At 39.0% G+C, this 14,352-nt stretch carries 10 protein-coding genes; 7 read left to right on the top strand and 3 right to left on the bottom strand.

Annotated features, from left to right (window positions below; translation table 11 throughout):
* The first annotated feature begins 192 nt into the window (after positions 1–192).
* The 6 genes from J6O61_RS10995 (at position 193) to J6O61_RS11020 (ending at position 7,724) form a co-directional block, all read left to right on the top strand.
* Entirely contained in the window at positions 193–1,311 is a 1,119-nt protein-coding gene (locus J6O61_RS10995; RefSeq protein WP_292213031.1) for a hypothetical protein, read from the top strand.
* Positions 1,312–1,427: 116 nt separating this feature from the next.
* Positions 1,428–2,549 carry a hypothetical protein gene (locus J6O61_RS11000; protein WP_292213033.1) on the top strand — a complete coding sequence of 374 codons (1,122 nt, stop codon included), beginning with the start codon at positions 1,428–1,430 and terminating at the stop codon, positions 2,547–2,549.
* A gap of 460 nt (positions 2,550–3,009) precedes the next feature.
* Entirely contained in the window at positions 3,010–3,912 is a 903-nt protein-coding gene (locus J6O61_RS11005) for a hypothetical protein (protein ID WP_292213035.1), read from the top strand.
* A gap of 526 nt (positions 3,913–4,438) precedes the next feature.
* Positions 4,439–5,728 (top strand): alpha-amylase family glycosyl hydrolase, encoded by a 1,290-nt coding sequence (locus tag J6O61_RS11010; protein ID WP_292213038.1) that lies wholly within the window; start codon positions 4,439–4,441, stop codon positions 5,726–5,728.
* 45 nt (positions 5,729–5,773) lie between these two features.
* The gene (locus tag J6O61_RS11015) at positions 5,774–6,679 is read left to right on the top strand and encodes a LysR family transcriptional regulator (RefSeq protein WP_292213041.1); all 906 of its coding nucleotides are present in this window, start codon (positions 5,774–5,776) and stop codon (positions 6,677–6,679) included.
* Between the two features lie 100 nt (positions 6,680–6,779).
* Complete coding sequence (locus J6O61_RS11020) at positions 6,780–7,724, top strand: NmrA family NAD(P)-binding protein (protein ID WP_292213043.1); 945 nt, start codon at positions 6,780–6,782, stop codon at positions 7,722–7,724.
* A 2-nt stretch (positions 7,725–7,726) separates the two neighbouring features.
* Here J6O61_RS11020 and J6O61_RS11025 read toward each other — a convergent pair whose 3' ends face one another.
* The 3 genes from J6O61_RS11025 to J6O61_RS11035 all read right to left on the bottom strand — a co-directional run bounded on the left by J6O61_RS11025 (position 7,727) and on the right by J6O61_RS11035 (position 11,098).
* Positions 7,727–8,908 (bottom strand): aldo/keto reductase, encoded by a 1,182-nt coding sequence (locus J6O61_RS11025; protein ID WP_292213045.1) that lies wholly within the window; start codon positions 8,906–8,908, stop codon positions 7,727–7,729.
* Positions 8,909–9,174: 266 nt separating this feature from the next.
* Positions 9,175–10,710: an alpha-amylase family glycosyl hydrolase gene (locus J6O61_RS11030; protein WP_292213048.1), complete on the bottom strand. Its 1,536-nt coding sequence runs from the start codon at positions 10,708–10,710 to the stop codon at positions 9,175–9,177.
* Positions 10,711–10,879: 169 nt separating this feature from the next.
* Positions 10,880–11,098 carry a hypothetical protein gene (locus tag J6O61_RS11035; RefSeq protein WP_292213049.1) on the bottom strand — a complete coding sequence of 73 codons (219 nt, stop codon included), beginning with the start codon at positions 11,096–11,098 and terminating at the stop codon, positions 10,880–10,882.
* Between the two features lie 132 nt (positions 11,099–11,230).
* Here J6O61_RS11035 and J6O61_RS11040 point away from each other — a divergent pair, with 132 nt between their 5' ends.
* Positions 11,231–14,347 carry a response regulator gene (locus J6O61_RS11040; protein WP_292213051.1) on the top strand — a complete coding sequence of 1,039 codons (3,117 nt, stop codon included), beginning with the start codon at positions 11,231–11,233 and terminating at the stop codon, positions 14,345–14,347.
* The last annotated feature ends 5 nt before the right edge of the window (positions 14,348–14,352 follow it).

Here is a 14,352-nt window from a genome sequence, read left to right on the forward strand (position 1 = left end):
AATAAGGCATCAGCCTTATTCAAGTGCGCCTAAGATAAGCTTTATCAGCCCAATTCACGTCTTTGCCCTCAAAAAAGCGTTCCAAAATGCTTTTGTTAAGGTTACACCTTAACTTCTAATGAGTTTCGCAAATACCTAATAGATAATATACTTAGAAACAGACAAATATTGGAATTAATTGGAGGAATTTTAATGAGATCACATAGAAAATCATTATTAACACTTATATGTACTATAGCTGCTATTAGTATTTTAAGCGTGACATTTGCGCAGATGAGTAGCGAAGATTACTTTAGTACAGAACCTGGGATGGGACTCGAACATGATATCGCTATAGAACTACAGGATATGATAGACTCCGGAATGAGCTTTCAGGACGCTTATTCTGAAATGGTTGATGAAGGAAAGATTGAAACATGGGAAACAAAAAACAATGAAGTATCAGCTTCAAATACTACAGAAGTGGCTCCTACTCAACCAACCGAATCACAAGCAGAAGAGATTACAACTGTTCAATCAGAAGCTATTACACAACAGTCTACCTCTGTCAATACCTATTCACACGACTTTGAAACCATAACAGAAGAGGCCAGAGAAAACTTTGTCTACTTTTCAAAAGATGGCGTAGCTGACAGTATGTACCTTAACATTAACTCTGACTCCATTGAAAACACCCTTACTGGAACAGAGCTTAATGCAACGCGCATTAATAAAGAGACCGGAGTTGTCAATTATGTGGATGTTGAAGGCAATACACTATTTAGTTGGGTAGTAGAAACATGGGAATCTGAAGACAGCTACACTCTTGACCTTACAGCTAAATTAGATGTATATGAAGCAGAAGGCGTAAACAATACTTATAAACTGTCATTGATGGACGCAACTTTGCCTGAGGGTAACAGCATAAAACTCAAAGTAAAGGTTCCCTACGATAATGACCAGGTGGTTAAGTCATTCACGCTGGATGAAAACGGGAATTATGTCAAAGGGAAATCTTGGATAGTGGAGAATGCCTACATAGTAATCCCTTACGAAGGCGAGATCACATCATACATCTTATCAACAGATGACCTTACAGAATTGAACATTGTAGAGGCGGAGGAAGCTGCAACCGTGGCTTCCTCAGAAGAGGTTATTGAAGAGGTCGCAGAAATGGCTGAAGAAATCCCGGCTGAAGTAGAAGAGCCTGTAGTGGAAGAGGCTGCTAGGGCAGAAATTACTACTCCAAACTATACAGTTCCTATTATTATAGGATGTATAGTAGTTCTTACAGCCGCGGTCGGAATCGTGATATACAGAAACAAACAGTGATAGTAAAAGTAAGGAATTATAAGTTTAGGGAACATTAGCAAGTGATTATTGCTAAAATGTTCCCTAAATTATATCTTAGAAACAGATAATTATTGAAATTTATTGGAGGAATTTTAATGAGATCACATAAAAAACCATTACTAACGCTTATATGTACTATGGCCGTTATTAGCATTTTTAGCGTTACATTTGTGCAGATGAGCAGCGAAGATTACTATAGTACGGAACCGGGTATGGGACTCCCTCACGAACAAGCCGATGCATTGCAGGAACTATTTGATTCAGGTATGGATGATCAAGAGGCTGCCCAACAACTTGCAGAACAGTTTCCAGACAGCTGGGATACTAGCACATCTTATTCAGAAACGACAACAAGTCAGAATTCAGAGGCCAATTCTTCTCAATCGACACCCACAAATACTGATCAAATAGAAACTGCACAAGAAGAATCAGGCACTCAACAGACAGTATCAGTGAAAATCTATTCACACGACTTTGATACCATAACAGAAGAGGCTAGAGAAAACTTTGTTTACTTCTCAAAAGATGGCGTATCGAATAGCATGTATCTTAACATTAACTCAGATTCTATTGAAAACACCCTTACTGGAACTGAGCTTAATACTACCCGTATAAATAAAGAAACCGGAGTTGTTAATTATGTAAATAATGATGGTGATACGTTGTTTAGTTGGGTAGTAGAAACATGGGAATCTGAAGACAGCTACACTCTTGACCTTACAGCAAAATTAGATGCATATGAAGCAGAAAGTGTAAATAATGCTTACAAACTATCCCTGATGGATACTACTCTCCCTGAGGGTAATACCATAAAGCTCAAGGTTAAAGTTCCATATGACAATGACGAAGTTGTTAAATTGTTTACTCAGGATGAGAATGGCAATTATGTGAAAGGCTATTCCTGGATCGTAGAAGATGGATATATAACTATTCCATATGAAGGCGAGATCACATCATACATCTTATCAACAGATGACCTTACAGAATTGAACATTTTAGAGGCGGAGGAAGCTGCAACCGTGGCTTCCTCAGAAGAGGTTATTGAAGAGGTCGCAGAAATGGCTGAAGAAATCCCGGCTGAAGTAGAAGAGCCTGTAGTGGAAGAGGCTGCTGAAGCAGAAATTACTACTCCAAGCTATACAGTTCCTATTATTATAGGATGTATAGTAGTTCTTGTAGCCGTGGCAGGAATCGTGATATACAGAAAAAAGCAGTGATAGAAAAAGACTTGATATTTTGCCTGTTGCATTTATAATATCTTTATAAAAATGTAACCAATACAACTTCAATATAACATGTCAATATGAGCCTTGGAATCCACGTTCCGAGGCTTTTATGCACATTAAGAAAGGCTGAAAGAGGCCGGAATAAGCAATACAATCACATGCAATTTCTGTACAGAATGCAAATTGAAGATTCTGACAGATTTGCTATAATGTAAGTAAAAGTAATGACAGTTAAAAAGTTATAGTGACGGAAAGAAAAATGAAATATTTTGTTATTCCTTATCTATTTTGCCATATTTAAGGTATAACAAGGAAGAGAAACGGAGAACAATTAGTTTAGTTCTCCTATTACAAGTCCATTGAGGGTACACTGATTACCGTTTTATCAGAAGATGCCCTGCATGGGTTATCTTCTGTTTCTATATAAATAATTACGAAAGGAAGATAACTTATGGAAAATAAGGGACAAATGACAGAGTGTGAAAAGAGAGCTCCATCAACACAAGCACAGTACAAAGACAGACTTTTTAAATTTTTGTTTGGAAGTGAGGAAAGAAAACAAAACGCGTTGGATTTGTATAATGCTATAAATGGGACTGATTATATAAATGTTGACGATTTAATGTTCAATACTATTGATGATGTAATTTATATGGGAATGCAGAATGATGTATCTTTCATATTCCAAGATTGTCTCAATATGTATGAACAGCAATCCTCGTATAATCCAAATATGCCATTAAGAGGTCTTGTCTACACTGGATTGGCATACCATAGGTATGTTAAAGTCAACAAAATCAACTGGTATTCTTCAAAACTTAAAAAGATACCGGTTCCTGTCTTTATCGTGTTTTACAATGGCACCAAAGATGAGCCTGATGTTCAGACGTTAAGACTATCAGATGCTTTTGACGGAACGTATAAAGACAAAGAAAAGGCTTGTGTAGAGTTTGAAGCTAAGATGTACAATATTAACCACGGGCATAACAAGGGACTCCTTGACGCATGCCAAGCTCTAAAGGAATATGCGGCCTTGGTCGAAATAGTACGTGAAAAGCTACAGACGATGGATATGGATGCTGCTATTGATGCTGCGGTCAAAGAATGTATCAGCAGGAATATTCTGAAGGATGTTCTCGAAAAATTTAGATCGGAGGTGATTGAAATGTTGTTAACTGAATACAATGAAGTTGAAATGATGAATGCCATCCGTGAAGAGACAGATGCTGAAAGACTTATTAAGGATGTCGAAGGAATTATTAAAGAATTTGATACCTCTGTAGATCGAGCATGTAAGGCATGCCGTGTTACTGTTGAGGAGTATTATGCAGCAAAAACATTACTGAACATGTAAGGAGATTTACGACTAATGAATGCAATGCGCCCGCATGACGGGCGCATTTTTTGTTCTATAAAGCACTGAAATAACGTGCAAATATGAGCGAAATATCCACCCATCAATCACGACCATCAATTAAGACCATCAAAACAGTTAACCATCAACAACTTTGATTACCCGAAATTATTTCAGAAGAGTTTTTCTTTTTTTCTTTGGTGGAAACTGTGGAAGATATAATGTTACAATTGCGCCAAGGAAAAACCATCTTTTGCTTTCCGTTTTGTTTTATTAAGAGAAGAATACAGCTCGTCAAAAGTGCATGCATTTTTATCATTTTGTCCCCAAATGCATATACTCCGCCTCAGAGTGTGATATGATGGTGTTGTACTTAAACTAATGTCACATATTTTTTGCATACAGCAATGCAAAACATTGGAATTGTTTTTGGCTGTTTCATACGAATACGATAGTCGCAAATGTAACCTTCGCTTAACAAAAATAGCGTCGTACACCGCTGATAATCATGAAAAGGAGCAGGCTTATGGCAAAAAACACATCTAAATCTCATAGAAACCAGGTGATGTATCAGATTTATGTCAGGAATTTCAGTGAGGAAGGCACATTTAGAGCTGTTATCCCAAGCCTAAATAGAATAAAAGACCTTGGGGTTGATATTATTTGGTTTGCTCCAATTCATCCTATAGGAAAGAAAGCCAGAAAAGGGAAACTTGGCTCGCCTTATGCCATCAGTGATTATAGGGCAGTAAATCCTGAATACGGGACCATGGATGACTTTAAGGAAACAGTAGCTGCAATACATGCTGCAGGCATGAAGTGCATGATAGACGTAGTCTACAATCATACCTCTCCTGATTCCGTCCTTTCTATGGAACACCCTGAGTGGTTTTTCCATAAAAGTGACGGCTCTTTTGGAAACAGGGTTGGAGACTGGTCTGACATTATTGATCTTGATTATTCCAATAAAGGGTTATGGGATTACCAGATAGAGACACTTAAAATGTGGGCAGAAATAGTTGACGGCTTCAGATGTGATGTGGCGCCGCTGGTTCCGATAGATTTTTGGAAAAAAGCCAGAACTGAGGTTGAAAAGGTTCATCCGGGAGCTATATGGCTGAGCGAATCCATAGATCCTCAATTTATAATGAATATGAGAGAGCTTGGATTGGTGGCTCATTCCGATTGCGAAATGTATGATGCTTTTGATATTTTGTATGACTACGATATATATGGTCAGCTTACAGGATATGCATCAGGGACAAGAACACTTCATGATTATTCAGATGCCATCAACAGACAGGAGTATATATATCCCGATAATTACATAAAGCTGCGCTTTTTAGAAAATCATGACCAGCCCAGAGCAAGATTTCTTTTCCCAAATGAAAAAGTATTAAGGAATGCCACTGCCTTTTTGTATTTTCAGAAGGGAATGACACTTATTTATGCCGGACAGGAGTATGGAATATCACATCTTCCCGATCTTTTTAACAAAGACTCCGTGGAATGGGAATCTGCAGAAAAGATTGATCTGACACACCTTATGAAGAAGTTATATGAGATTAAACAGGATTCTCTTTTTGCAGACAGTACATATAGGACAAAGACCTATGATGAAAATGTAATAAAGGCTATTCACAGCCGCAATGGTAAGAAGATGATTGGCATGTTTTCCTTCAAGGGAGAGCCGGGGATAATTCCTATAAACGTGGCTGATGGACGATATAAAAACCTGATTGATGGGAGTACGATAGAAGTCATGCACGGCTATGTAAGCCTTCCCGGAGATCCGGTAATCATACGTGTCAATTGAAAAATAAGAGCCTCATTTCCTGTTTTTGAATAAGCATGAAAGGAAATGAGGCGAATTAGAAAGGGATTGCTTAAAGTGCATATAGAAAAGCTAAAATACTATATAGACCTGTATGAATGCAGAAACTTTACCGAGACGGCAAAAAGAAACTTTATTTCTCAGGCAGCGCTTAGTCAGTTTATAAGCTCTCTTGAAAAACAGTTCGGATTGCAGTTTTTTAACAGAAATGTGACTCCTATCGATCCGACGGATGCCGGAACAGCATTTTATCAAGAGAGTAAGAGTCTTTACGAGCATTATGAAAAGACTCTTTTAAACATGGCACGGATTAAGGACAATACGATGCCGCCGCTTAAGATTGCTTATTCATCTACGGCGGACATACAGGCGCTTTTGCCGCTTATTCCCAGATTCAAAGTCAAATTCCCGGATGTTGAGCTATTGCTTAATAAAATACGATTAAAGGATGCTGCTGACTATTTAGAGAGAGGGTTGTGTGATATTGTTGTTTCTTTTTCAACAGAATTTGTTGATGATAAAAAGGTAAAGTTTAAAGTACTAAAGCAAGGGAATTACATGGCCATGGTAGGCTTAGGCCATCCTCTTTTTGACAGAAGCAGTATAACGGCAAAAGAATTATATCAGTATCCGCTGGTTATGCTTAGCCGCAATGTTATAGGAAATCTTTATGACATGATGGTTTCAAGGGCGGAGGAGGATGGATTTGAACCTTTAATAGAAAAGAGTGTTGAAGATATAGATACAGAGATGTTCCTGATAATTACTGAAGGATACATAGGATTTGCACCTGAAGGCCAAAGTGTTGCTGATTATGGCGATAGTATAAGACTTATTCCAATTGAAAATAGCAGTCATAAGTACAGCGTGGCAGCGGGATATAATAAGGAAAGCAAAAGTCCGACACTTAAGGCTTTTCTGAACATGATTTGATTACGTTATGATGCATTGCTTTTTTGAATTGGACGACTGATAAAAATTTAACTATCATTATATTGACCATAAATCATTGATAATTTCATAGGAGGTTAAGATGGGTAAATTATTATTGACAGGCGTTGACGGAAATCTTGGTTCAGAAGCAGCAAGAGTACTTCTGACTCTTGCAAATAAGGAAGATCTTATTTTCGTAGGATATAGTGAAGCTTCACTTGAACCTTTTAAAGCACAGGGTGTTGAAACAAGAACAGCTAATTTCAATAATTATGAAGGTCTTGAGGAGGCATTTAAAGGAGCAGAGAGACTTGCTCTTATATCAATGCCTTTTGTAGGTGCAAAGAGACAGAATGCACATAAGAATGTAGTTGATGCTGCCAAGGCAGCCGGTGTTAAGCAGATTGTGTATACATCACTTGTAAATGCCGGAGATGAAACCAATCCAAGTGTTGAGAAAAAAGATCACATTTACACTGAAAATTATGTAAAAGATGTTGGACTTGATTACATTTTCCTTCGTAACTCTCAGTATGCTGAGGCTATGATCACAAATTATTTCACATATGTTAAAGGTGACGGAGTATTAAAGAACAGTCAGGGAGACGGAAAAATGGCATACATCTCACGTAAGGACTGTGCTAAAGCCGTTGCATATGCACTTTTCAGGGGTGCTGAATATGATCATGCAACTCTTGATATAAATGGAGCAGAACTTATGACAATTACCCAGTTCATTGAAATAGGTAATAAGGCTACAGGCAACCACATAACATACAAAGAGCTTACGGATGAAGAAAACTATCAGGTATTTGATGCCATGGGTGTTCCAAGAACAACAGACGGAATATTTAAAAAAGGATCAGAAGCTCCTTTCTCATCTGATGGAATGGTAACATTTGCTCAGGCTATCCGTGAAGGCAAGATGGACACATTTACAGATGATTTCAAGAAGCTTACAGGTTCTGATCCAATGACAGTTCAGTATATGTTTGAACATTGTGATGATTTCCAGATTGGAGAGAGACATTCTAAGGATGCATAATATTATTTCCTTAGCATAAATGCTCTTACAACGTTTATACCGACCTTATAAGGAAGTGGACGAAGTACTTTGTCTGCTTCCTTTATTTTTTCCCGGATAGGAATGCTCTGAGGGCAGTGCTGCTCACACTTACCACAACCGATGCACTGAGTCGCAAAAGCCGGCTCCTTTTTAAGCCCGACAGTCTGAGCGTATTCAAATCTTGCAGCGGATTTACTCTCTAAAGCAGTCATATTATAAACCCTGAATAATGCCGGAATATCAACACCTTTGGGACATGGCATGCAGTACCTGCAACCTGTGCAGCCAACAAGCTCTGATTCAGAGATGATAGCTTTGACCTTTTCGATTATTTCAAAGTCATCTTTGGAGAAAGATCCTGCTTTTGCATCTGAAGCAATTCGGCAGTTCTCCTGAACCATTTGGATTGAATTCATTCCTGATAAAACACACGTAACCTCAGGCTGATTCCAAAGCCAGCGAAGCCCGTATTCTGCCGGAGTATATCCGCGCGGGCTTGAAGCAATAAGAACTTTTGCCTTTGGGGGAAGGAGATTTACAAGCTTTCCTCCACGAAGAGGTTCCATGATTACTACCGGAATGTTCTTTTCAGCGGCATGTTTTAGCCCCTTTAATCCTGCCTGTGAGTGTTCATCCATGTAGTTGTACTGAATTTGACAAAAATCCCAATCGTAAGCATCGAGTATTTCTATGAAATCTTCTGTGTTTCCATGGTATGAGAAACCGATGTTTCTTATCTGACCGCTACTTTTCTTTTCCTCAATCCACTCTTTTATACCAAGCCCGACCAGTTTGTCCCACTGATTGCTGGCAGTCATGTGGTGCATGAGATAGTAGTCAACATAGTCTGTGCGGAGTCTTTTTAGTTCTTCACTAAAGTATTTATCAATGGCATTTCTGCTTCCAACAAGATATTGTGGAAGCTTTGTAGCAATATTTACTTTTTCTCTTATATGGTTACGTTCAAGTATTTCTCCAAGCGCTGCTTCGCTTCCGGGGTAAATATAAGCGGTATCATAATAATTGACACCGGCATTGTAGGCTGTCATTATCTCTTTTTCAGCCTTGGCTATGTCTATTCCACCGGGACCGCTCGTAAAACGCATGCAGCCGTAACCTAAAATTGAAATTGGTTCGCCCTTTTTATTTTGCCTGTACTCCATAAGAAATCTCCCTATAACTAATTGTTTGAATGATTAAATGTTAACAATTAAATTTAGTAAAATATAACATATTATCGTACAATGTTCAATACGATTAGTTGGAGCAAGGATAGACCTGCGTTTCCATCAGGTTCAGTCAAGGGTGGCGGACGCAGCCGATTCACTTACGCACATACAAAGGGAGAGTATTCTAGCGCAGGAAAAATGCTTACGCTAAAATACTCTTCCTAATCTCCAACGTAGGTGTCGAATCAGATAGATGAAGATTAACCGATTACTGCAAACGACTGCGGAGCCATCTTAAGTTCATAATCAGAAAGCGATACTTCTCCAATTGAGTAGATACACTCGCCTTTAGACGGGAGCTTTACATAGGCTTTTTTATCGGAAGGATTTATTGCAACCAGTAATTTTCCCCGCTTATACACAAATGGAAATGACTCGGGCTCTGCGTATACTACTTCAAAATCACCGTCAGCCTGAAGGTCTTCATATTTGTGGCGAAGAGAAGTAAGCTCTTTTACCGTATTTAAGAGAGAATTTTTGTCATTAAGCTGATCAGCGACCGTAGGAGCATCATCTGCGTTATCAACCGGTAAGTAAAGCCTTGAAGTGTCTGCATTTGAAAAACCGTGATTTTTACTGTTATCCCATTGCATGGGAGTTCTGGATCCGGTCCTTGTGTATCCCCCTTCCTTGGTAGGAACGTCAAGATATCTCATTCCGATTTCATCACCGTAGTAGATAAATGGAACACCGGGAAGCGTAAGGAACATGGCATATGCAACTTTAAGCTCATCCATATCAAGGGTTCTGCGTGGGCGAGGTGTATCATGATTGCAGGTAATAAAGCTTATGTAACCATCATTTTTTGTGTTGTCATATTTTGGAAGATAGTCCTGTAAAAAGCGCATAATATCGCCTTTTCCATCCTTTTTGAGAAAGCTCTTGTCACCGCCTTCTGTTTCATAATCGCGCAGAAGTGTGTTATAACCGTTTCCGTGATGATCAAGATAGAAATCAGCATGGAAACCGTATTTTAGGGCTTGCTTCGGGTTGGACCATTCAGAGATGATTGCAGCCTCAGGATACTCTGTATCCAGCATTTCTCTGATATTTTTCCAAATCTTTCCGGTAGCGGATTTATTTTCATCATCCTCTTTTACGAGAGAATCAGCCATATCAACCCTGAAACCATCACAGCCGTGATCAAGCCAGAAGCGCATAACGTCTTTCATAGCTTCTCTTGTAGCAATGCAGTCAGGATGATCGGGCGCAAGCTGCCAATCTTCGGTTCTGTTAAGAAAACCGTAGTTAAGAGCAGGCTGGCATTTAAAGAAGTTGAGCATATAGCAGCCGTTTCTGTCGGCTTCGCCTCCGATATAAGGATGCCCTGCAATTCCCTGAATCCAGTGATGAGTCCAAACATAGCGGTTTGTGTATTCGTTGTCGGTAGCTTTTTTGCTTTCCTTAAACCATTCATGTTCTTCGGATGTGTGTCCGGGAACAAGGTCAAGCAAAACATGAATCCCCTTTTTGTGTGCAATCTCAAAAAGTCTGTATAAATCTTCATTGGTGCCGTAGCGTGGAGCCACTTTCTTGTAGTCCCTTACGTCGTATCCGGCATCCTTAAAAGGAGAATCATAGCAGGGATTTATCCAAAGAGCATTACACCCCAGTTCTTTGACATAATCAAGCTTTTCGATGATTCCATTAAAATCACCGATACCATCCCCATTGGTATCTTTGAAACTTTGGGGATAAATTTCATAAAAAACGGCATCTTTTAACCAGTTAGGCATTTGGTAACCCTCCATATAAATCCACTGTCAAGTTAAAAACTGGCGTGGTAAGTAAAAAAATAGTTCCGGTAACGTTTCCATTATATATAAATGCAGTGTTTTTGTAAATTATATCCGGTGCACTTGCGACAAAGATATTTATATTTTTGTCGCTAATTATAAAAAATCACTATATATATACGAGAGTTGATTTTTTAAATCCGGCTGCAATATAGTGCAGCGCGGAATAAATAAGACCTACGCTGTAGATAATAACAGCAGTATTGGTCTTTCTTATAAAAATAATGCAGCAAAGAGCAATAGTAATGCTGATTATGCCATGTACAAAATTTATAATCCAGTTTAAAGTACTGTATTTTCTCTCGATTATCGCCACAATTTTTATCATAATACCGTTATAACTATTTTATAACATTTTTTACTACGGTGTAGGATAAAATGGAAAATTGTTTATGGAGCGTCGATAATACGATATAATATTATCGGTAATGAGTTCCAAAAAAGAAAAGGATATATGCCTATGGTTCAAAAAAAGCTGGTAGTATGTGATTTAGAGGAGTTTAGTACAACATTTCCTGATTTCAGAAGAGAGACTGCGGATATTGAATATAGGCAGGTCGTGGCAGAAATCATGTTTGCCAATATACCCGAGAGTGATATTATTCAAATCCAAAGAACTCTAAAGGACAGTTTTGGAAATCTTGAGACTATAGGAATGTCTGCCGGGGGGATTCTGTCTTTTTACGGAGTGCAGAGTTTTATTATTATCAGCTTTACATTTATTAAAGAGGCGCAGGCCATACCTTTTTATAAAAAATTTGACAGAAATTCAGACGCATTAGTGCATGATGTTTTACTCTGTGCAGGGGAATTAAGAGAGGAGATATTAAAGATTCCAAATGTAAAAGCAGTTGAAATCTTTTTTGCCTGGATAAAGGCTTCTGCATCACTTTTTATAGATGAATTTTCCAAGGGACTTGAAGATATTCCGATATACGGAGCTATTGCCAATGCCAACTCGGTTGCTAATATAAACGATTTTGTTGGGGCAAGTAATAACGATACTGTAGTAATAGGGCAGGGAGAGGTAAGTCCCGGAATATCGGTGATGGTATATTCAGGAACTGATCTGTATGTTTACAGCGAATATCTTTTTGGCTGGGAACCGGTTGGAAAAGAGATGGACGTATGCGCCTGCGATATTACCAATGAAGGCAGAACCACAGTATTTACCATAGATAATATGAAATCAACAGATATTTATGAGAAGTATCTGGGGGTTAAAACAGATAGCATGTTTGTCCATAATATCTGTGAGTTTCCGCTTATTGTCAAAAGAAACGGTGCCTTCATCGGAAGAACTCCTTCAGGCTTTGGGGCAAATGGAGAAGTATATCTTGAAGGTGACATATTGCCCGGAGAAAAGGTAAGGTTTTCCTATGGTGAGTATGAAGATATCTTAAATGGAACAAAAAATGCTGCAGCCAGAATGAGCGCTTTTAGTCCTGAAACCTTGTCACTTGTTATTTGCGGCAACAGAATTATTTTCCTTCAAAGCGATTATCATCTGGAAGTTGATTATTATTCTGAAGGAAGAGATGAAGAGCCTCTTCCGATTCTGGGAATGGGAGAAATCTACAGATACAAGGGGCAGGGAGGCGTTTTAAACAGCGCCCTGATTGCAACAGGAATGAGAGAGGGGCTTGGAGAGGAAAAGTCTCACATATTACTAAAACAGACTGTTACTCATCATCATGATGATTTCATTCCGCTTTCCGAGAGATTATCACACTTTTTGAAAGCTGTGACAGGGGAGCTTGTGGAGGCGGTGGAGGATGCACAGGCTGCCAATGAGGCTAAAAGTGCATTTTTATCAAATATGTCCCACGAGATCAGAACCCCTATAAATGCCGTGCTTGGAATGGACGAAATGATACTGAGGGAAAGTACGCAGGACACCATTTTGGAATATGCCGAGTCTATCAGAAGTGCCGGAAATTCGCTTCTTGGTATAGTGAACGATATTTTGGATTTCTCCAAAATCGAAGCCGGAAAGATGGAAATTGTGCCGGTGGAATATGATGTGGCTTCTATCTTAAACGACCTGGTAAACATGATCAAGAAAAGAGCTGATGATAAGGGACTTAAGCTAATCGTAAAGGTGGATCCTCAGATTCCGCATCTTTTGTATGGTGATGAGATAAGGCTTAAGCAGGTAGCTACCAACATTCTTACCAACGCTGTCAAATATACGGAAAATGGAAGTGTAACGTTATCTGTCGGGATAAGTAAAATAGAAGGTGACGAGGTTGTTTTACACTACTCTGTTAAAGATACCGGAATCGGTATCAAAGAGGAAGATCTGCCAAAGCTCTTTTCGGCTTTTGAGAGAATTGAGGAAAAAAGAAACAGGACTATTGAGGGAACCGGGCTTGGAATGCCCATAACCCGGCAGCTCTTAAAGATGATGGGAAGTGAACTCAAAGTTGAGAGTGTCTATGGAGAAGGCTCTGATTTTTCCTATGATATAGCCCAGAAGATAATTGACTCAGAACCCCTTGGAGACTACGACCTGGCACTTAAGAGGTCAATATCCGTAAGAAAAGAGTACAAGGAAAGCTTCACGGCACCGGATGCTGATATTTTGGTTGTAGATGATACCGAGATGAATCTTACTGTTATAAAGAATCTTCTTAAGAAGACAATGGTAAGGATTGATACGGCAAGTAGCGGCGATGAGTGCCTTTCGATGATGAGGAAAAAGAAATACGACATGGTTTTTCTGGATCACAGAATGCCGGGAAAGGATGGAATAGAGACTCTTTCAGATATTAAGAAGGATGAATGCATTGACTCAGATATTCCGATAATCGCTCTGACAGCCAATGCTGTCTCGGGCTCCAGAGATATTTATATAGGTGCGGGATTTACAGATTATTTGTCCAAGCCTATCCAGACGGATATTCTTGAAGGAATTATGTGTAAGTTCCTTCCGCAGGATAAGGTAAAAAAGACTGCCGAAACACAGCAAAGTGAAGATGAAGGTGATTATAAGCTTATTCCGGACGCCGTAAGAAATTCAAAGCTTTTTGATGTCAGACAGGCCGTTGATAACTGCGGATCAGCTGAAGGAATGATGGATGCTCTAAGGAGCTTTTACGATTCATATCAGGACAATTTCAGGCTTATAAAAGATTTCTTTGACTCCGGGAACTTTAAAGATTACACAACCAAAGTACATGCCCTTAAAAGCTCTTCAAGAATTGTGGGGCTTATGGAAATGGGAAGTCTGGCTGAGAAGCTTGAAAAAGCAGGAAATGAAGGCGATGCAGACTTTATAAGAGCCAATACCGAAAGATTGCTTGGAATGTACAAGGATACAGCAGATCTTTTGTCCGGTATATTTGATAAAAAAGAAGATGACACAGGAAAAGAGCTGATTGAGCAGGGAAAACTTAACGAGGCATATTCTGCAATGCGGGAAATTGCCCAGATGTTTGACTACGACAGTATTGTTATGGTACTGGATTCTGTTACCAAATACAGAATCCCGGATGAGGAAAAAGAAAAGCTGGAAAGTTTAAAGAGTGCTATAAGAAATGCTGATTGGGACAAGATAATCAGGATACTTGGATGAGGAGA

This window comes from Butyrivibrio sp. (genome assembly GCF_017635265.1).
Lineage (GTDB): Bacteria > Bacillota > Clostridia > Lachnospirales > Lachnospiraceae > Butyrivibrio.